This window comes from Caballeronia sp. M23-90 (genome assembly GCF_053574605.1).
In genome coordinates, this window is sequence record NZ_JBSIPA010000013.1 from 1 (window position 1) to 17,776 (window position 17,776).

Genomic DNA, 17,776 nt, shown 5'->3' on the forward strand with positions numbered 1-17,776 from the left:
TTGTTCGCCGAACAAGTCGGTTTCGGTTTCTTCGCGGAAATTCGTTTCGATGATACCGGCTCGGCGCGCGACGTGGCCTTGTCGTACGCGGTGGCTAACGGCGGCGGCCGTGCCGGTATCATCGAAACGAATTTCCGCGAAGAAACCGAAACCGACTTGTTCGGCGAACAGGCTGTTCTGTGCGGCGGTACGGTCGACCTGATCAAGGCCGGCTTCGAAACGCTGGTGGAAGCCGGCTACGCGCCGGAAATGGCTTACTTCGAATGCCTGCACGAACTGAAGCTGATCGTCGACCTGATCTATGAAGGCGGTATCGCCAACATGAACTACTCGATCTCGAACAACGCCGAATACGGTGAGTACGTAACGGGTCCGAAGATCGTGACGGCTGAAACGAAGAAAGCGATGAAGCAGGTTCTCACGGACATCCAGACGGGTGAATACGCGAAGAGCTTCATCATCGAAAACCGTGCCGGCGCGCCGACGCTGCAATCGCGCCGCCGCCTCACGGCCGAGCACCAGATCGAAACGGTTGGCGCCAAACTGCGCGCAATGATGCCGTGGATTGCCGCAAACAAGCTGGTCGATCAGTCGAAGAACTAAATATTGCCTGATATCGCTTGAACGACCGGTGTTGTTTGCCGGTCTTAGTGAAGACCGAAAGCCGTCCGGGGTCGCTTGGCGCCGGACGGCTTTTGCTATCCTACGGTTTTACTAAAATATAGAACTCGTTCATGAACTATCCACATCCGATCATCGCGCGCGAAGGCTGGCCGTTTATTGCCATTGCGGTTGTCATTGCCGTGTTGATCCAGGCCATCGGCGGCTTTGGGTTTGCCTGGCCGTTCTGGCTGCTTGCGATCTTCGTCGTGCAGTTTTTCCGCGATCCCGCGCGCCCCATCCCGGTTCAGGCGAACGCCGTGCTGTGCCCCGCGGACGGCCGCATCGTCGCTGTGGAAACGGCGCATGACCCGTACGCAAACCGCGAAGCGCTCAAGATCAGCGTGTTCATGAACGTGTTCAATGTCCACTCGCAACGCTCGCCGGTGGATGGCGCGATCAGCAAGGTCGAGTATTTTCCGGGTTCGTACCTGAACGCGGCCGTCGACAAAGCATCGACCGAGAACGAACGTAACGCCATCGTGATCCAGACCGCGGCGGGCCATACGGTGACGTCGGTGCAGATCGCCGGCCTGATCGCGCGGCGCATTTTGTGCTATGTCCACGTGGGCGAACCGCTCAATCGTGGCCAGCGCTATGGTTTTATCCGTTTCGGATCGCGTGTCGACGTGTATTTGCCGGTTGGAAGCCGTCCGCGCGTGGCGATTGGGGAGAAGGTATCGGCGTCGTCCACGATTCTTGCCGAGTTTGCAGAGTAAGCATAGACAAGCGGTAAAACCAGGCTGCACAACGGAGGACTCGATGGCGGCACTCAAACCGCGCCGGACACGAAGCACGACAACACCCCCGCGGGCGTTTCGACGCAACAAATCGGCGCAGGACCTCGGCGTGCTCGAAACGAGGCGTGCGAAGCGGCAACAGTTCCTTAGAAAACGCGGCATTTACTTGCTGCCCAATGCATTCACCACCGCCGCGCTGTTTTGCGGTTTTTTCGCCGTCGTTCAGGCAATGAACGTGCGCTTCGAAATCGCCGCCATCGCGATCTTCGTGGCCATGGTGCTCGACGGCATGGATGGCCGTGTCGCTCGCATGACGCATACGCAGAGCGCGTTTGGCGAGCAGTTCGACAGCTTGTCCGACATGGTGTCGTTCGGCGTTGCGCCCGCGCTGGTGATGTACGAATGGATCCTGAAGGATCTTGGCCGATGGGGCTGGCTCGCGGCTTTCGTGTATTGCTCGGGCGCGGCTTTGCGTCTGGCGCGCTTCAATACGAACGTCGGCGTGGTCGACAAACGTTATTTCCAGGGCTTGCCGAGCCCGGCTGCGGCGGCGTTGATCGCGGGTTTCGTGTGGCTCGCCACCGATAACCGCGTGCCGCTCAAGCTGGTCTGGCTGCCCTGGGTGGCATTCGCGCTGACCATCTATGCAGGCGTGACGATGGTTTCGAACGCGCCGTTCTACAGCGGCAAGGCGCTGGATGTCAGGTTCCGCGTCCCGTTCGCCGGCGTGTTGCTGGTGGTTGTGGCGTTCGTGCTGGTATCGTCCGATCCGCCGTTGATGCTGTTCGGACTCTTCGTTCTCTACGGCTTTTCGGGCTACGCCTGGTGGGGATACATGAGTTTGCGAGGCCGGCCGAATCCGGCCCGGTCATCGGAAAAAGCGCATTGATATCAACGCATCGGTCCTTACAGCCGGTGCGCGTTTTTTTCGACTGCAGGAAGGTCGAACTGAACACCGAACCAGGCACCAATCGCCCCGATCGGAAAGCCCAATTGCACGCGCTCAAAAATGTAGTTATAGTTTGCGAATGAATTTTTTCGCCCATCTCCTCTCGTTGTCCCTAGCCGGTGCGCCGCTACGTGCGCTACCGCTACTAGCGCGCCTGCCGCGCTAAGCTTCCCGCCTCCCGTCTGCTCGTTCGTGGTTTTCGACGCCAGCGGTGGCGCGAACACCCGAATTCCGTATCGCCTTTCTCCACCGTTTTAATCAATCCAAAATTCCCCACTGGAGCCCGAACATGGCAGACAAACTCATCATTTTCGACACGACGCTTCGCGATGGCGAGCAATCCCCCGGCGCGTCGATGACGAAAGACGAGAAGATCCGCATCGCAAAAGCACTCGAACGGATGAAAGTCGATGTGATCGAAGCGGGCTTTGCAGCCAGTTCCAACGGCGATTTCGATGCAATCCACACTATTGCCGGCCTGATCAAGGACAGCACGATCTGCTCGCTCGCCCGCGCCAACGACAAAGACATCCAGCGCGCCGCCGACGCCCTCAAACCCGCCGATCATTTCCGCATTCATACGTTCATCGCGACGTCCGCGCTGCATATGGAAAAGAAGCTGCGCATGAGCGCCGATCAGGTCTACGAGCAGGCTCGTCTCGCCACGCGCTTCGCGCGCAAGTTCACGGACGACGTGGAATTCTCGCCGGAAGACGGCAGCCGCTCGGATCTCGACTTCTTGTGCCGCGTGCTGGAAGCGGTGATCGACGAAGGCGCGACCATCATCAATATTCCGGACACCGTGGGTTATGCCGTGCCGGAAGGTTACGGCAACCTGATCAAGACCATTCGCGAACGCGTGCCGAATTCGGACAAGGCGATCTGGTCTGTGCATTGCCACGACGACCTTGGCATGGCCGTCGCCAATTCACTTGCTGGCGTGCATATCGGCGGCGCGCGCCAGATCGAGTGCACCATCAACGGTCTCGGCGAGCGCGCGGGTAACACGGCGCTGGAAGAAGTCGTGATGGCGATGAAAACGCGCAAGGATTATTACGGGCTGGAACTGGGTATCGACACCACGCACATTGTGCCGACGTCCAAGCTCGTCTCGCAGATCACGGGTTTCGTCGTGCAGCCGAACAAGGCTGTGGTGGGCGCAAACGCGTTCGCGCATGCATCGGGCATTCACCAGGATGGCGTGTTGAAAGCGCGCGATACCTACGAAATCATGCGCGCCGAAGACGTAGGCTGGGCAACGAACAAGATCGTGCTCGGCAAGCTGTCGGGCCGCAACGCGTTCAAGCAGCGCCTCGAAGACCTGGGCGTGACGCTGGAGTCGGAAACGGACGTGAACGCAGCGTTCGTGCGCTTCAAGGAACTCGCCGACCGCAAGTCGGAAATCTTCGACGAAGACATCATGGCGATCGTCTCCGAAGAGTCGGCGGAAATGCAGGCGAAGGAAACGTTCCGCTTCGTGTCGCTGGCTCAGCGTTCGGAAACGGGTGAGCAGCCGCATGCACGCGTGGTGTTTGCTGTCGATGGCATCGAAGTGCACGGCGAGTCGCGTGGTAACGGTCCGGTGGATGCGACGCTTCACGCGATCGAATCGAAGGTGACGAGCGGCGCCGAGCTGGTGCTGTATTCGGTTAACGCCATTACCACGGGCACGCAGGCTCAGGGCGAAGTGACCGTGCGCTTGTCGAAGAGCGGCCGGATTGTCAATGGCGTGGGCACGGACCCGGACATTGTGGCGGCATCGGCGAAAGCGTATCTTGCCGCGCTCAACAAGCTCCATTCGAAAGTCGAAAAGCTCAACCCGCAGCTTTCGTGATTTTGATGCACACACAGCAAGGCGCTTGATCCAGCCGCCTCGCTGATTGAAAACGGCTCTCGCCAGAAGCGAGGGCCGTTTTTCGTTGCGATGTTAATTAGCGGAAAGCCCGTCTGAAAAGCGCCATGCGCTGCTGAAAGCCGGGCCGTTCCCGGGCCGCGCGTTCGAGCTGACGGCACTCGACGTGAATCCCGCGGGCGGGGGCATCGGCGATGAATTTATCGATGAGTTCACGCACATCCTGATCGATGAAATCCGCGCGGCTTGCATCGACGATCAACGTTGCGTTGTCGGGAATCTGCTTCAGGTGATGCTTGAGCGACACCTTGCCGAGAAACGACACGTCCTTGCGAAACGAGAGCAGGAAGTGATCGTCGTGCTGCGCGATGGTGATCGGCCGCTGCAGATTCGCGTGGATCGCAAGCGCGATGCTGCAAGCAATCCCCAGCAGGATGCCGATCAGCAGATCGGTCATCAGCACGCCGGCAATCGTCACGATGAATGGCGCAAACCGCTCGAATCCCTGTTTCGCGACAGCCTTGAACAGCGACGGTTTAGCGAGCTTCAGTCCGGTGAAGATCAGGATCGCGGCGAGGCAGGCAAGCGGAATGAGGTTGATCACCGCCGTCAGCGCGAACACGCTCGCCAGCAGCAGAACGCCGTGAATGACGGCCGACCATCGGCTTTGCGCACCCGCGTGGACGTTGGCCGAACTGCGCACGATCACGGAGGTGATGGGCAACGCGCCGATCGCGCCCGCCATCATGTTGCCGATGCCCTGCGCCTTCAGTTCGCGATCCGGATGGGCGGTACGCTTCTTGGGATCGATCTGTTCGACAGCTTCCAGACTCAGCAAGGTCTCGAGACTCGCCACGATGGCAAGCGTCATCGCGAGCCGCCAGACATCGGGATTGATGAGTTGCTCGAAGTTGGGCCAGTCGAGCGCGGCGTTCAACGCGGCGAACGTCGCCAGCGATGGCAGTGAAACCCGATGCTCCGCCGGCGGCGCAAAACCCGGCGCAGCGAAATCGAGCGCAAGCGTGATCGCGATGCCGAGCACGACCACGGCAAGCGGCGCGGGCACCGCGCGTACGAACGCGAAGCGGCGCATGGCCTTCGTTTCCCAGCTTGCCAGGATCGCGATAGACACAATGGCCACCAGACACGCAGCGAGCGACATCGCGCCGAAGGGTGTGGCGATCGTGCCTGGCGCTGCCGCGGCGACGTGGGCGCCATCGTTGGCGAAACCGGCGGCGAGCGGCACTTGCTTGATGATGAGCAGCAAGCCGATTGCCGCGAGCATTCCCTTGATCACCGATGACGGCACGTACGCCGCGAAGCGCCCGGCCTTCAGCATGCCGAAGCCGAACTGGATCGCGCCCGCCAGCATCACGGCCATGAGGAAGGTGGAAAAGCTGCCGAGCTTGGCAATGCCATCGACGACGATCACGACGAGTCCCGCCGCCGGGCCGCTCACGCTCAGTTGCGATCCGCTCAAAAGCGCCACCACCAGCCCGCCGATAATGCCTGACAGCAGCCCTGCGAACGGCTCGACGCCGGAAGCGTTGGCAATGCCGAGGCAAAGCGGCATGGCGACAAGGAAAACGACGGTCCCAGCGAACATGTCGCGAGGGAAATTGGCAAACGTCTGGCGTAGGTTCATAGGCTTTTTGGGGCGCGAGTTGAACCATGCGATGTCCCGAGGGGCGTCGCACAGAAGAGGTTTTATGCAGGGAGAGTCTCGCCGGCTAGTCGCCGGATGTTTCGGTCATATGCTGGACGGCGCTCGGGGCAGGTTCAGCCTCTGCGTCAGCCGGATCGCCGGATGAAAGGACTTTGATGCGGCCATCGCGCAGGCCGAATATCCATCCGTGAACGCGCGGTGGGCGCTCGGCGTCGCGTACGGTCGACACGCGCCGGATCGCGCGAACTTGTTCCAGCACGCTCAGTTCGGCAAGCCGGTCGATACGGCCATCGCCGGGTTCGATGGCGTCGAGTTCGCCGCTGTGTTTTTGCGCCAGCGCGCACAGCGGCGCAATGCGGCGGTTGACGTGGGGAAGGGCGGGCGACATGGGCAACAACGACGCCCGCACGCCGCCGCATCCGTAATGTCCGCAGACGATCACATCGTCCACTTTCAGCACGTTTACCGCGTATTCGAGGACGCTCATGGTGTTGTCGTCGTCGGCGGAAAACAGGTTCGCGATGTTGCGATGGACGAACAGATCGCCGGGCTTCGAGTGCGTGATGGTTTCGGCCGGCACGCGGCTGTCGGAGCAGCCAAGCCACAGCACGGTCGGGCTTTGTCCCTGCGCGAGGGTTTCGAAGAAAGCCGGGTCGCTGGCGGCGGTTTCTGCCGCCCAGCCAACGTTTTCAACAAGCATGCGTTTGGGTCGAGTCATGGGGTGTAGTCCAATCCAGCTCCAAAAACGTAATGGTAGGCGATCTACAACGAAACGATTTTCCGGTTCACTGACACAACGTAGTCGTAAGCTTACGAATTACTTTCTATGAAAAGGTTCCGGACGTCCAGCCATAAAAAAATGCCGCGTTCGGCGGCGGCATTTTTTTCGGACGAGAAATAAATCGCCCGATGGGCGCGAGAGGCGTGTGTCTGTGAGGTCTTCAGAAGAAGTTCCGGCGATCGGGGTCGTGCAGCGGGTCCGGCGTTTTTTGTGTCAGGCGCACGATGCCCTGGTCATCGAAATAGAAGCTGAACATCATGTACCAGTAACCCGCCTCCATGTACCGATACGTCCATACCTCGCGCTTCATGAGCGGAAAGTAGGACGTCTCGACCGGCCGCCCGAAGTTGAGCAGAACGTCCTTGCGCGTCCATGTGCCGATCTGCGCTTTATAAAACTCGTTTTCATCGAGGACCTGACGCACGTTCACGATCTTCCCCGATGCATCGATGTCCGCCGCCGTCGTCACTTCGCCTAGCGGCTGGGTCGGCCACATCAGGCGCTTGCCGCCGTTCGGCAGGTCATAGACCTCTTTTGGCGGACCGAGGCGCGCTGTCACCGTCGATGAATCCGCGCCCGCCTGATAGTTCTGCCACGGCTGCGCACACGCCGTCAGCAACAGGGCCAGAATCATTGCGGCCGGTTTTCGTATCGAACTGATCAACATTGAAGCCTCCTTCGTGTGCGTGTCCACAATTTATCGTGGGTTTTTGCTGTGGTAGTTATTTTGACATGGGGCACGGTCCAGTCCGCGCCCGCTTGTTCAGGAAAACGCGCGGACCCGTGCCGGTATTCCATTTCATCGCGGATTCAGGCGAGATGTTGCGCGTGCCGTACCCTGCAGCCTATGATCCGCGGTTCGGCTTTTATCTTGGATGGGCGGTATGAGTTTTCGTGATTTGCTGGCGAAATGCAGTAAGGCGGTGGTTGTGGGCGTTCTCGGGAGTATTTTCGCTGCGCCGGCCCTGGCAGCCGATCTCGCGCCGATCCGCATTGCGATGATCGAAGGCATGTCGGGCCCGTTCGCCAATGCGGGCGCATCCGTCGAGCGTAACTTGCGCTTCGGCGTGGAGCGCGTGAACGCCAATGGCGGCGTGGTTTTGCCCGATGGCAAGCATCCCTTGCAGCTTGTCGTGCTCGACGGAAAAGGCAGCAGCGAAGCGAGCCTTGTGCAAGTGCGCGCGGCGATAGACCAGGGGATTGGCTTTGTGACGCAGGGAAATAGCTCGGCAGTGGCCGCCGCGCTCGTCGATGCGATCAACAAGCAGAACGTCCGCGATCCTGGACATCGGGTGGTCTTCCTGAATTATTCCGCCGATGATCCCGCCCTCACCAACGAGGATTGCAGCTTCTGGCATTTCCGCTTCGATGCCCACGCGGGCATGCGCATGAACGCGCTGGCCGATGTCATCCAGCGCGAGACATCGGTGAAAAAGGTCTATTTGTTCAATCAGGACTACAGCTTCGGCCACGATGTCAGCCGCGAAGCGCGCCGCGCGCTGAAGGAGCGCCGTCCGGACATAGCAATCGTCGCCGATGAATTCATTCCGGCCGGGCGCGTAAAGGATTTTGCGCCGTACATCGCGAAGATCCGTTCGAGCGGCGCCGACGCCGTCATCACCGGCAACTGGGGCAATGACCTGACGCTGCTGGTGAAAGCGGCGCGGGAGCAGGGCCTCGACACGCACTTCTACACGTTCTACGGCAACAGTCTCGGCGCGCCTGCCGCGCTGGGCGAAGCCGGCGTGAAACACGTGGTCGCGGTGGCGGACTGGCATCCAAACGCGGGCGGCGCGGCGTCGGACGCTTACTACGGTGCGTTCCGGACCCGTTTTCCGGCTCCCGCCGACGATTACCTGTTCCTGCGCATGCCGCTGATGATCGAAATGCTCGCCAACGCAATGCAAAAGGCCCGCAGCGCCGATCCGACCGCAGTCGCCCACGCGCTGGAAGGCATGAAACTCGATACGGGTTTTCAAACCACGGAAATGCGCGCCGCAGATCATCAGTTGATCCAACCCTTGTATGTCATGGAGATGGACAAGTCGGGCACGCCGGGCGTGCGCTTCGATAACGAAGGCTCGGGCTTTGGCTTTCGGACCTTGCTGAAGGTCCCTGCAACCAATACCGCAATGCCGACAACCTGCCAGATGAAACGTCCCGCCTCTTAAGAGAAGCTTGGGACCCGGCCTATTGCGCAAATACATCCGCCGGGCGTGACCGTGTCGACGGGCAAAATCGCTGTGCTATAATTCGCGACTTGCCGTATGTAAGGCCGGGCCTCAATCCTGGTTCAAATGCGTCCGGCAAGGAAATCCGAAGCCGGTTTTCAGGCCAAGGAAAAGATGCAGAAAACCCACGGCACGGCCCTTCTTCCGTGACCGCCTGTCCGTATCAAAGGAAAATCAAATGTCTACCGTAGTTGCTCATGCAAAGAAGTCCGACGTCGTCGCAGAATATGCGCGCGCCGCAAATGACACCGGATCGCCTGAAGTGCAAGTCGCACTGCTGACGACCCGTATCAATGAACTGACCGTTCACTTCAAGGCTCACACGAAAGATCACCACAGCCGCCGCGGTCTGCTGCGCATGGTGAGCCGCCGTCGCAAGCTGCTCGATTACCTGAAGGGCAAAGACGCTGACCGTTATCGCTCGCTGATCGAAAAGCTGGGTCTGCGCAAGTAAGCGGCTAGCGTTCACAACGAAATGCCTGTGTCAGTCTGCTGATACAGGCATTTTGTTTTTGAACGGCGCGCTCTGTACGCGCGTGCAAGCAGGAAAACGGCGGGAAATATCGAAGGCTTGCATTAAAGCCAATCCGGATCGGAAACCGATTCGACTACAGGGCCGGGCCTCGCGGCAGAGCTTTGTGTCATTCCAGCGCGTCATGCGCATCGCGTGTCGTGTTGCGTTGGAATGACATCACCCCTCTCTTGCGCGGTTCCGGTCATCGCTTGGCTTCGCGGTTTTTATCGGTGTGTGCGCGCGTTCCGGATGGTCCGGCAAGCACGACAACACATCAGAAAGCCGCGGGGCATAACGAAGAAGGAGTGAGAATGTTTAAGAAAATCGTCAAGGAATTCAAGTGGGGACAACACAACGTTCGCCTGGAAACAGGTGAAATCGCGCGCCAGGCAAGCGGCGCCGTGATCGTCGATGTGGAAGATACCGTGGTGCTCGCGACGGTTGTCGGCGCGAAGACGGCAAAGCCGGGCCAGGACTTCTTCCCGCTGACCGTCGATTATCTGGAAAAGACCTACGCAGCCGGCAAGATCCCGGGTGGTTTCTTCCGTCGCGAAGGCCGTCCGTCGGAAGGCGAAACGCTGATTTCGCGTTTGATCGACCGTCCGTTGCGCCCGCTGTTCCCGGAAGGCTTTTATAACGAAGTCCAGGTCGTCATCCACGTGCTGTCGCTGAATCCGGATGTGCCCGCCGACATTCCCGCGCTGATCGGCGCGTCGGCGGCTCTGGCCATCTCCGGTTTGCCGTTCAACGGCCCGGTGGGTGCTGCCCGCGTTGCATACATCAACAACGAATTCGTGCTGAACCCGACGCGTCCGCAGATGAAGGAATCGGCGCTCGACCTGATCGTCGCCGGTACGGAACGCGCGGTGCTGATGGTGGAATCGGAAGCGCAACAGCTTACCGAAGAAGTCATGCTGGCCGCTGTGGTGTTCGGTCACGACCAGATGCAGGTCGCAATCGATGCAATCCACGAACTGGTCGCCGAAGGTGGCAAGCCGGAATGGGACTGGGCGCCGGCTGCGAAGAACGAACCGCTGATCGCGCGCGTGGCCGAGCTGGCTCAAGCCGAATTGCTGTCGGTTTATCAGATCCGCGACAAGTCGGCTCGCAGCGCCAAGCTGAAGGAAGTGTATGCATCGACGACTGCCAAGCTGACCGAAGAAGCCGCTGCCCGTGGCGAAGCGCCGGCTGACAAGGCGACCATCGGCAATGTGTTGTTCGACATCGAAGCGAAGATCGTTCGTACGCAGATCTTGAACGGCGAACCGCGTATCGATGGCCGTGACACGCGCACTGTCCGTCCCATCGAAATCCGCACAGGCGTGCTGCCGCGCACGCACGGCTCGGCGTTGTTCACGCGTGGTGAAACACAAGCGCTTGTCGTGGCGACGCTCGGCACGAAGGGCGACGAACAGAATATCGACGCGCTCGAAGGCGAGTATCGCGAACGCTTCATGCTTCACTACAACATGCCTCCGTTCGCGACCGGCGAAACGGGCCGCGTCGGTTCGCCGAAGCGCCGTGAAATCGGTCACGGCCGTCTGGCGAAGCGCGCATTGGTGGCAGTGCTGCCGAGCGCCGACGAATTCGGTTATTCCATCCGCGTCGTATCGGAAATCACGGAATCGAACGGTTCTTCGTCCATGGCTTCGGTCTGCGGCGGGTGTCTTGCACTGATGGACGCCGGCGTTCCAATGAAGGCGCACGTCGCGGGTATCGCGATGGGCCTGATCCTGGAAGGCAACAAGTTCGCGGTGCTGACGGACATCCTGGGCGACGAAGATCACCTGGGCGACATGGACTTCAAGGTCGCAGGCACGGCGCAAGGCGTGACGGCACTGCAGATGGACATCAAGATCCAGGGCATCACGAAGGAAATCATGCAGGTCGCGCTCGCGCAGGCGAAGGAAGGCCGCATGCATATCCTCGGCAAGATGACGACTGCGGTCCCGGGCACGAACACGAACCTGTCGGACTACGCGCCGCGCATGATCACCATGAAGATCAATCCGGAAAAGATCCGCGACGTGATCGGCAAGGGCGGTTCGGTGATCCGTGCGTTGACCGAAGAAACCAACACGACCATCGATATTTCCGATGACGGCGTGGTGACCATCGCAAGCACGAGCAGCGAAGGCATGGCGGAAGCGAAGAAGCGTATCGAGAACATTACGGCCGAAGTGGAAGTGGGTCAGGTCTACGAAGGTCCGGTACTGAAATTGCTCGACTTCGGCGCGATCATCAACATCCTGCCGGGCAAGGATGGCCTGCTGCACATCTCTGAAATCGTCAACGAGCGCATCAAGGACATCAACGACTACCTGAAGGAAGGCCAGGTCGTTAAGGTCAAGGTCATCCAGACGGACGAAAAGGGTCGTGTGCGTTTGTCGGCCAAGGCACTGCTGGCTGAAGGCGGCGAGCCGATTCAACCGATCCAGCCGACGCAACCGCAGTAATGCGGTAAGTTGGAATGGCCGGCGCGAGAAGCTTGCGTGCCGGCCGTTTTCGAATGTGATGGTTCGAATGTGAAGCATGTTTTTGCAGGTTCGGTTATTCGAGCCTGCAAAGCCATGAGGTTACGTCGCTGTTTCACGAAGTCCGACTTCAAGGAATCCGCAGATGAAAGCGATCGAAATCACCGAATTTGGCGCGCCCGACGTTCTCAAGCTAGGCGAGCGTCCAATGCCGGAACCGAAGGCCGGCGAAGTGCTGATCAAGGTTGCAGCGTCGGGTGTGAATCGTCCGGATGTATTCCAGCGCAAGGGCGGCTATGCGCCGCCGCCGGGTGCATCTGATCTGCCAGGGCTGGAAGTGGCGGGTGAGATCGTGCGCGGGGACTTCGATCCGAAGCACAATCCATTCGGTCTGAAAGCGGGCGATCGCGTATGTGCGCTCCTCGCGGGCGGCGGTTATGCCGAGTACGCGTGCGCGCCGCTCGAGCAGTGCCTGCCCGTGCCGAAGGGTTTGACGGATATCGAAGCGGCTTCGTTGCCGGAAACGTTCTTTACCGTGTGGAGCAACGTGTTCGAGCGCGCGCACCTGGGCAAGGGCGAGAACGGCGCCGAGGAGACGCTGCTGATCCAGGGTGGATCGAGCGGTATCGGCGTGACGGCCATCCAGATTGCCAAGGCGCTTGGGCATCGTGTGTTCGTGACAGCCGGGTCCGATGAAAAATGCCAGGCCTGCGAAAAGCTCGGTGCGGAGCGCGCGATCAACTACAAGACGGAAGATTTCGTCGATGTCGTGAAGTCGCTCACAAATGACCGCGGCGTGGACGTGATCCTGGACATGGTCGCGGGCGATTATCTTCCCCGTGAACTGAAAGCACTGGCTGATGGCGGCCGCGTGGTTGTCATCGCAACGCTTGGCGGGTCGAAAGCCGAGATCAACCTGAATGAAGTGTTGCGCCGTCGTCTCGTGATCACGGGTTCGACCTTGCGCCCGCGTGCGGTTGCGTTCAAGGGCAAGGTGGCGGTGCAGTTGAAAGAGCAGGTGTGGCCGGAGATCGAGGCAGGACGCATCAAGCCCGTGATTCACCAGGTTTTCCCCGCCGATCAGGCTGCCGCAGCGCACGAACTGATGGAAGGCAGCACGCATATCGGCAAAATCGTGCTCGACTGGAGCCAGGTTGCCTGATCGCCAGCGCGGCACGGAGCTGAAATAAGCTGCCAGGGAGATTTACGCGTTTGACCGTTTTCTGCCAGGCACAGTAAAATCGCATGTTGTACTGGGGCGACGCGTCCAAAAGTTCCGTTTCCGGTTGATTTTTCTGGTTCCTTTCCACCTACTGATCGGCAGCCTCGCTGCTATGACGAGACAAATGCCGAAAGAACAAGCCAAACGCGCAAAGCTGGTAGTGGGAAACTGGAAGATGCACGGTCGGCTCGTTGAGAACGCGGCCTTGCTGCAAGCAGTTGCCACGGGCGCCGCTGGATTGTCGAGCGACGTCCGTACGGGCATCTGTGTCCCGGCGCCATACCTTGCACAAGCGCAGGCGTTGCTGGCAGGCTCGAAAGTCGCGTGGGGCGTGCAGGATGTCTCGGCTCACAAGCAGGGCGCCTATACGGGCGAAGTCGCAGCCGGCATGGCTGCTGATTTCGACGCAACCTACGCGATCGTTGGTCATTCCGAGCGGCGTGCTTATCATCATGAGCATTCGGACCTGGTCGCGGTGAAAGCGCAGCGCGCTCTGGAAGCCGGTCTTACGCCCATTGTGTGCGTGGGTGAGACGCTGGAGCAACGCGAAAACGGTTCGACCGAACAAGTGATCGGAACGCAACTCGAAGCTGTGCTGCTTGTGCTGAGCCAAGAACAAGCGGCAAAGATTGTCGTGGCATATGAACCCGTCTGGGCGATCGGTACAGGAAAAAGCGCGACGACCGAGCAGGCGCAGCAAGTTCACGCTTTCCTGCGCTCGCAACTTGCATCGAAGGGTGCAGGCGCGGCGAAGGCGCCGGTGCTCTACGGCGGCAGCGTCAAGCCGGAAAATGCGAAAGAATTGTTTGCTCAGCAGGACATCGATGGCGGATTGATTGGCGGCGCATCGCTGAAGTCGAATGATTTCCTTGCGATCTGCCAGGCGGCACAAAACGGATCGGTTTGATAACCGAGTTTAAGCTTTCGAGTATGTAAGCATTAAAGGCGGGGCACAGAAGTGTCGCGCGAACATTAAAGAGTCGGGTGAACGGAATGCTGTATTTAAAGACTTTGATTATTGTCGTCCAGTTGTTGTCGGCGTTTGGCGTTATCGGGCTGGTTTTGCTGCAACACGGCAAGGGCGCCGATATGGGTGCAGCTTTCGGCAGCGGCGCGTCGGGCAGTTTGTTCGGCGCAACCGGTTCGGCGAACTTCCTGTCGCGTACAACCGCTGTCCTCGCAGCGGTGTTTTTCATCTCGACGTTGACGCTGACCTACCTTGGAAGCTACAAGCCTGCAGCTTCCGCAGGCGTGCTGGGCGGGGCTTCGGTAACGGCGCCTGCTGCAAACACGACCCTTGGCGCGTCGGCTGCAGCCGCGAGTTCGGCACCGGTTGCATCGTCAGCCCCTGGCTCCGACGTTCCGAAATAATTTTCGCTTTAGGCACCTTTTGTGCGTTGAACAAACTGCTTAACCCAGTTATAATTTTGTTCTCGAAGCGATTCCCGGCAATTAGAAGTTGATTTACCGGATTGCAAGACAGTGCCGACGTGGTGAAATTGGTAGACACGCTATCTTGAGGGGGTAGTGGCGAAAGCTGTGCGAGTTCGAGTCTCGCCGTCGGCACCAAAAAAGTTATCCAATGCCAGCCGCATGCATTGCTTCGGCTGGCATTGTCACTTCTGGCGAGTGAATATGTAAGGGTTCTTACGTATCATTCGTCTTTAGTTGAAAATCGGTTGGGCAGTCGTCCTGGCCGGCACACCAGATCAAACCGATTTGAGGATAGTCGTGAATCTCTCAGCCTATTATCCCGTCTTGCTGTTCCTCGTCGTGGGCACCGGTTTGGGTATCGCTCTCGTCAGCATCGGTAAAATTCTCGGTCCCAATAAGCCTGACACAGAAAAAAACGCGCCCTACGAGTGCGGCTTCGAAGCGTTCGAAGACGCGCGGATGAAGTTCGATGTGCGCTATTATCTTGTCGCTATTCTGTTCATTATTTTCGATCTTGAAACCGCGTTCCTGTTTCCGTGGGGCGTTGCCTTGCGCGACATCGGCTGGCCGGGTTTTCTGTCCATGATGGTTTTCCTGCTCGAATTCCTGCTGGGTTTTGCCTACATCTGGAGAAAGGGTGGGCTGGACTGGGAGTGAAGTGCAAAGGGTTGCGGATTTGGGGTCGTCGAATCACCGGATTGCTGGGTAGCTATGGCTGGCTGCCCATCTGGAGTGAAAGCAAATGAGTATCGAAGGGGTCTTGAAGGAAGGGTTCGTCACCACCACGGCTGACAAACTGATCAACTGGACGCGCACGGGCTCGCTGTGGCCCATGACGTTCGGTCTTGCGTGTTGCGCGGTCGAGATGATGCACGCGGGCGCTGCCCGCTACGACCTGGATCGCTTCGGCGTCGTGTTTCGTCCGAGTCCGCGGCAGTCTGACGTGATGATCGTGGCTGGAACGCTATGCAACAAGATGGCGCCTGCGCTGCGCAAGGTGTACGACCAGATGGCCGAGCCGCGCTGGGTCATCTCCATGGGTTCGTGCGCCAACGGCGGCGGTTACTACCACTACTCCTATTCTGTCGTGCGCGGCTGTGACCGGATCGTTCCCGTCGACGTATATGTGCCCGGATGCCCGCCGACGGCTGAAGCGCTTGTATATGGCGTGATTCAATTGCAGGCGAAAATTCGCCGCACCAGCACGATCGCCCGCCAGTAAGCGTGGTTGATCCAAGGTCGTGACGCCTTCAGCATGCCGGTCAGCGTCACAGAAGTCCAATTAGCGTCACCAAGGCCTGAGCCTCCCCAATATGGCAAGCAAACTCGAGACCCTGAAAGCGAACCTCGAGGCGGCGTTCGGCGACCGCCTGCATAGCGTTACCGAGTCGCTCGGGCAACTGACTGTCGTCGTCAAGGCGTCGAACTACCTGGATGTAGCGCTTCAGTTGCGCGACGATCGCTCGCTCGGGTTCGAGCAGCTCGTCGACCTGTGCGGCGTCGATTACTTCACGTATGGCGACGGCGCCTACGAAGGTCCGCGTTTTGCGGCCGTCCTCCATCTTCTTTCGATCGCCAACAACTGGCGTGTGCGCGTGCGCGTGTTCGCTCCGGACGACGAAGTACCTATCGTTGCCTCGGTGGTGGACGTGTGGTCATCGGCGAACTGGTATGAGCGCGAAGCATTCGACCTGTTCGGAATCGTCTTCGAAGGCCACCCGGACCTGCGCCGCATTCTCACCGACTATGGTTTTATTGGCCACCCGTTCCGCAAGGACTTCCCGGTGTCGGGTTATGTCGAGATGCGTTACGACCCTGAAGAGAAGCGCGTCGTGTACCAGCCCGTGACGATCGAGCCGCGCGAAATCACGCCGCGCGTGATCCGCGAGGACCGCTATGGCGGTCTGAAACACTAAGAGAACGCCATGGCAGAGATCAAGAACTACACGCTCAACTTCGGCCCGCAGCACCCGGCTGCGCACGGTGTGCTGCGCCTCGTGCTGGAGCTCGACGGCGAAGTGATCCAGCGCGCCGATCCGCATATCGGCCTCTTGCATCGCGCAACCGAGAAGCTCGCCGAGTCGAAGACGTTCATTCAGTCCGTGCCGTACATGGACCGTCTCGACTATGTGTCGATGATGGTCAACGAGCACGGCTACGTGATGGCGATCGAGAAGCTGCTCGGTATCGACGTGCCGATTCGTGCGAAATACATCCGCGTGCTTTTCGACGAAATCACGCGTGTGCTGAACCACCTGATGTGGATCGGCTCGCACGCGCTCGACGTTGGCGCAATGGCAGTGTTTTTGTATGCCTTCCGCGAACGCGAAGACCTGATGGACGTGTACGAAGCGGTGTCCGGCGCACGGATGCACGCGGCGTATTACCGTCCGGGCGGCGTGTATCGCGATCTGCCTGACGCAATGCCGCAATACAAGGCATCGAAGATCCGCAATGCGAAAGCGTTGTCGCGCATGAACGAGACGCGTCAGGGCTCGCTGCTTGATTTCATCGACGACTTCTTCACGCGTTTTCCGAAGTGCGTGGACGAGTACGAGACGCTGCTGACCGATAACCGCATCTGGAAGCAGCGGCTCGTGGGTATCGGTGTGGTCAGTCCTGAGCGCGCGTTGCAGCTCGGCATGACCGGCGCCATGCTGCGCGGCTCGGGCATTGAATGGGATCTGCGCAAGAAGCAGCCGTACGAAGTCTACGATCAACTGGATTTCGATATTCCGGTGGGCGTCAACGGTGACTGCTACGACCGTTATCTCGTGCGAGTGGAAGAAATGCGCCAATCCACGCGTATCGCGAAACAGTGTATTGAGTGGCTGCGGAAGAATCCGGGCCCGGTGATGATCGACAATCACAAGATTGCGCCGCCTTCGCGCGTGGGCATGAAGACCAACATGGAAGAGCTGATTCACCACTTCAAGCTCTTTACGGAAGGGTTCCACGTTCCGGAAGGCGAGACGTATGCAGCAGTCGAGCATCCGAAGGGCGAGTTTGGCATTTACCTGATTTCGGATGGGGCGAACAAGCCGTATCGATTGAAGATTCGTGCGCCGGGTTATGCGCATCTTGCTTCGCTCGACGAAATGGCGCGCGGACACATGATTGCGGACGCGGTGACGATCATCGGGACGCAGGACATCGTGTTTGGCGAGATCGACCGCTGACATGCAGTCGCGGAAATCTCCCGCATTACGCCGGCCCGGTCGCGCATTAGCGCTGAACGTGCCGGCGAACCAAC

16 protein-coding genes, 1 tRNA gene and 1 pseudogene are annotated in these 17,776 nt (G+C 59.4%); 15 read left to right on the forward strand and 3 right to left on the reverse strand.

Translation table 11 applies throughout. The features are described from left to right. The 4 genes and pseudogenes from ACRXB1_RS02730 to ACRXB1_RS02745 form a co-directional block, all read left to right on the forward strand. A pseudogene (locus ACRXB1_RS02730) lies at nt 1-603 on the forward strand (ketol-acid reductoisomerase); the annotation flags it as partial. Nucleotides 604-734: 131 nt separating this feature from the next. Further along, nucleotides 735-1,379, forward strand: a complete 645-nt coding sequence (locus ACRXB1_RS02735) for a phosphatidylserine decarboxylase (RefSeq protein ID WP_060858501.1) — start codon at nt 735-737, stop codon at nt 1,377-1,379. A 43-nt stretch (nt 1,380-1,422) separates the two neighbouring features. Further along, complete coding sequence (gene pssA, locus ACRXB1_RS02740; RefSeq protein WP_061999843.1) at nt 1,423-2,289, forward strand: CDP-diacylglycerol--serine O-phosphatidyltransferase; 867 nt, start codon at nt 1,423-1,425, stop codon at nt 2,287-2,289. A 349-nt stretch (nt 2,290-2,638) separates the two neighbouring features. Beyond that, entirely contained in the window at nt 2,639-4,183 is a 1,545-nt protein-coding gene (locus ACRXB1_RS02745; RefSeq protein WP_061999842.1) for a 2-isopropylmalate synthase, read from the forward strand. Between the two features lie 97 nt (nt 4,184-4,280). Here the strand turns inward: ACRXB1_RS02745 and ACRXB1_RS02750 are convergent, their stop codons facing one another. The 3 genes from ACRXB1_RS02750 to ACRXB1_RS02760 form a co-directional block, all read right to left on the reverse strand. Beyond that, nucleotides 4,281-5,846, reverse strand: coding sequence for a SulP family inorganic anion transporter (locus tag ACRXB1_RS02750; protein WP_075357091.1), 1,566 nt, complete (start codon nt 5,844-5,846; stop codon nt 4,281-4,283). Between the two features lie 85 nt (nt 5,847-5,931). Beyond that, nucleotides 5,932-6,585 carry a carbonic anhydrase gene (locus ACRXB1_RS02755; RefSeq protein ID WP_449491015.1) on the reverse strand — a complete coding sequence of 218 codons (654 nt, stop codon included), beginning with the start codon at nt 6,583-6,585 and terminating at the stop codon, nt 5,932-5,934. Nucleotides 6,586-6,808: 223 nt separating this feature from the next. Continuing rightward, complete coding sequence (locus tag ACRXB1_RS02760; protein ID WP_062167089.1) at nt 6,809-7,315, reverse strand: hypothetical protein; 507 nt, start codon at nt 7,313-7,315, stop codon at nt 6,809-6,811. A gap of 217 nt (nt 7,316-7,532) precedes the next feature. On the opposite strand from ACRXB1_RS02760, the gene ACRXB1_RS02765 reads away from it, so the two are divergent. From ACRXB1_RS02765 to ACRXB1_RS02815, 11 genes are all read left to right on the forward strand, one after another. Beyond that, the gene (locus tag ACRXB1_RS02765; RefSeq protein WP_449491016.1) at nt 7,533-8,819 is read left to right on the forward strand and encodes a branched-chain amino acid ABC transporter substrate-binding protein; all 1,287 of its coding nucleotides are present in this window, start codon (nt 7,533-7,535) and stop codon (nt 8,817-8,819) included. A gap of 238 nt (nt 8,820-9,057) precedes the next feature. Further along, the gene (gene rpsO / locus ACRXB1_RS02770; RefSeq protein ID WP_056353993.1) at nt 9,058-9,333 is read left to right on the forward strand and encodes a 30S ribosomal protein S15; all 276 of its coding nucleotides are present in this window, start codon (nt 9,058-9,060) and stop codon (nt 9,331-9,333) included. A gap of 365 nt (nt 9,334-9,698) precedes the next feature. After that, on the forward strand, nt 9,699-11,849 hold the full coding sequence (gene pnp / locus ACRXB1_RS02775; protein WP_172811941.1) for a polyribonucleotide nucleotidyltransferase: 2,151 nt from the start codon (nt 9,699-9,701) through the stop codon (nt 11,847-11,849). 163 nt (nt 11,850-12,012) lie between these two features. Further along, nucleotides 12,013-13,029, forward strand: a complete 1,017-nt coding sequence (locus ACRXB1_RS02780) for an NAD(P)H-quinone oxidoreductase (RefSeq protein ID WP_061999837.1) — start codon at nt 12,013-12,015, stop codon at nt 13,027-13,029. A gap of 184 nt (nt 13,030-13,213) precedes the next feature. Then, nucleotides 13,214-13,996, forward strand: coding sequence for a triose-phosphate isomerase (tpiA, locus tag ACRXB1_RS02785; protein ID WP_062000913.1), 783 nt, complete (start codon nt 13,214-13,216; stop codon nt 13,994-13,996). 86 nt (nt 13,997-14,082) lie between these two features. Further along, a complete protein-coding gene (gene secG, locus ACRXB1_RS02790) occupies nt 14,083-14,460 on the forward strand; it encodes a preprotein translocase subunit SecG (protein WP_062167085.1) in 378 nt (125 codons plus the stop codon). Between the two features lie 113 nt (nt 14,461-14,573). Beyond that, nucleotides 14,574-14,658, forward strand: a tRNA-Leu gene (locus tag ACRXB1_RS02795). Between the two features lie 162 nt (nt 14,659-14,820). Next, nucleotides 14,821-15,180: an NADH-quinone oxidoreductase subunit A gene (locus ACRXB1_RS02800; protein WP_056353980.1), complete on the forward strand. Its 360-nt coding sequence runs from the start codon at nt 14,821-14,823 to the stop codon at nt 15,178-15,180. Between the two features lie 85 nt (nt 15,181-15,265). Then, on the forward strand, nt 15,266-15,745 hold the full coding sequence (locus ACRXB1_RS02805; RefSeq protein WP_027819582.1) for a NuoB/complex I 20 kDa subunit family protein: 480 nt from the start codon (nt 15,266-15,268) through the stop codon (nt 15,743-15,745). Between the two features lie 91 nt (nt 15,746-15,836). Continuing rightward, nucleotides 15,837-16,439, forward strand: coding sequence for an NADH-quinone oxidoreductase subunit C (locus ACRXB1_RS02810; RefSeq protein ID WP_061999835.1), 603 nt, complete (start codon nt 15,837-15,839; stop codon nt 16,437-16,439). A gap of 9 nt (nt 16,440-16,448) precedes the next feature. Further along, nucleotides 16,449-17,702, forward strand: coding sequence for an NADH-quinone oxidoreductase subunit D (locus ACRXB1_RS02815; protein WP_061999834.1), 1,254 nt, complete (start codon nt 16,449-16,451; stop codon nt 17,700-17,702). Nucleotides 17,703-17,776: the final 74 nt, after the last annotated feature.

Excerpts from the sequence above, each read along its gene's own strand:
- ACRXB1_RS02755 (WP_449491015.1), bottom strand. The coding sequence starts at position 6,585 with ATGACTCGACCCAAACGCATGCTTGTTGAAAACGTTGGCTGGGCGGCA.
- ACRXB1_RS02805 (WP_027819582.1), top strand. The coding sequence starts at position 15,266 with ATGAGTATCGAAGGGGTCTTGAAGGAAGGGTTCGTCACCACCACGGCT.
- ACRXB1_RS02750 (WP_075357091.1), bottom strand. The coding sequence starts at position 5,846 with ATGAACCTACGCCAGACGTTTGCCAATTTCCCTCGCGACATGTTCGCT.
- tpiA (WP_062000913.1), top strand. The coding sequence starts at position 13,214 with ATGCCGAAAGAACAAGCCAAACGCGCAAAGCTGGTAGTGGGAAACTGG.
- rpsO (WP_056353993.1), top strand. The coding sequence starts at position 9,058 with ATGTCTACCGTAGTTGCTCATGCAAAGAAGTCCGACGTCGTCGCAGAA.
- ACRXB1_RS02765 (WP_449491016.1), top strand. The coding sequence starts at position 7,533 with ATGAGTTTTCGTGATTTGCTGGCGAAATGCAGTAAGGCGGTGGTTGTG.
- ACRXB1_RS02780 (WP_061999837.1), top strand. The coding sequence starts at position 12,013 with ATGAAAGCGATCGAAATCACCGAATTTGGCGCGCCCGACGTTCTCAAG.
- ACRXB1_RS02745 (WP_061999842.1), top strand. The coding sequence starts at position 2,639 with ATGGCAGACAAACTCATCATTTTCGACACGACGCTTCGCGATGGCGAG.
- ACRXB1_RS02760 (WP_062167089.1), bottom strand. The coding sequence starts at position 7,315 with ATGTTGATCAGTTCGATACGAAAACCGGCCGCAATGATTCTGGCCCTG.
- ACRXB1_RS02810 (WP_061999835.1), top strand. The coding sequence starts at position 15,837 with ATGGCAAGCAAACTCGAGACCCTGAAAGCGAACCTCGAGGCGGCGTTC.
- pssA (WP_061999843.1), top strand. The coding sequence starts at position 1,423 with ATGGCGGCACTCAAACCGCGCCGGACACGAAGCACGACAACACCCCCG.
- ACRXB1_RS02815 (WP_061999834.1), top strand. The coding sequence starts at position 16,449 with ATGGCAGAGATCAAGAACTACACGCTCAACTTCGGCCCGCAGCACCCG.
- ACRXB1_RS02735 (WP_060858501.1), top strand. The coding sequence starts at position 735 with ATGAACTATCCACATCCGATCATCGCGCGCGAAGGCTGGCCGTTTATT.
- secG (WP_062167085.1), top strand. The coding sequence starts at position 14,083 with ATGCTGTATTTAAAGACTTTGATTATTGTCGTCCAGTTGTTGTCGGCG.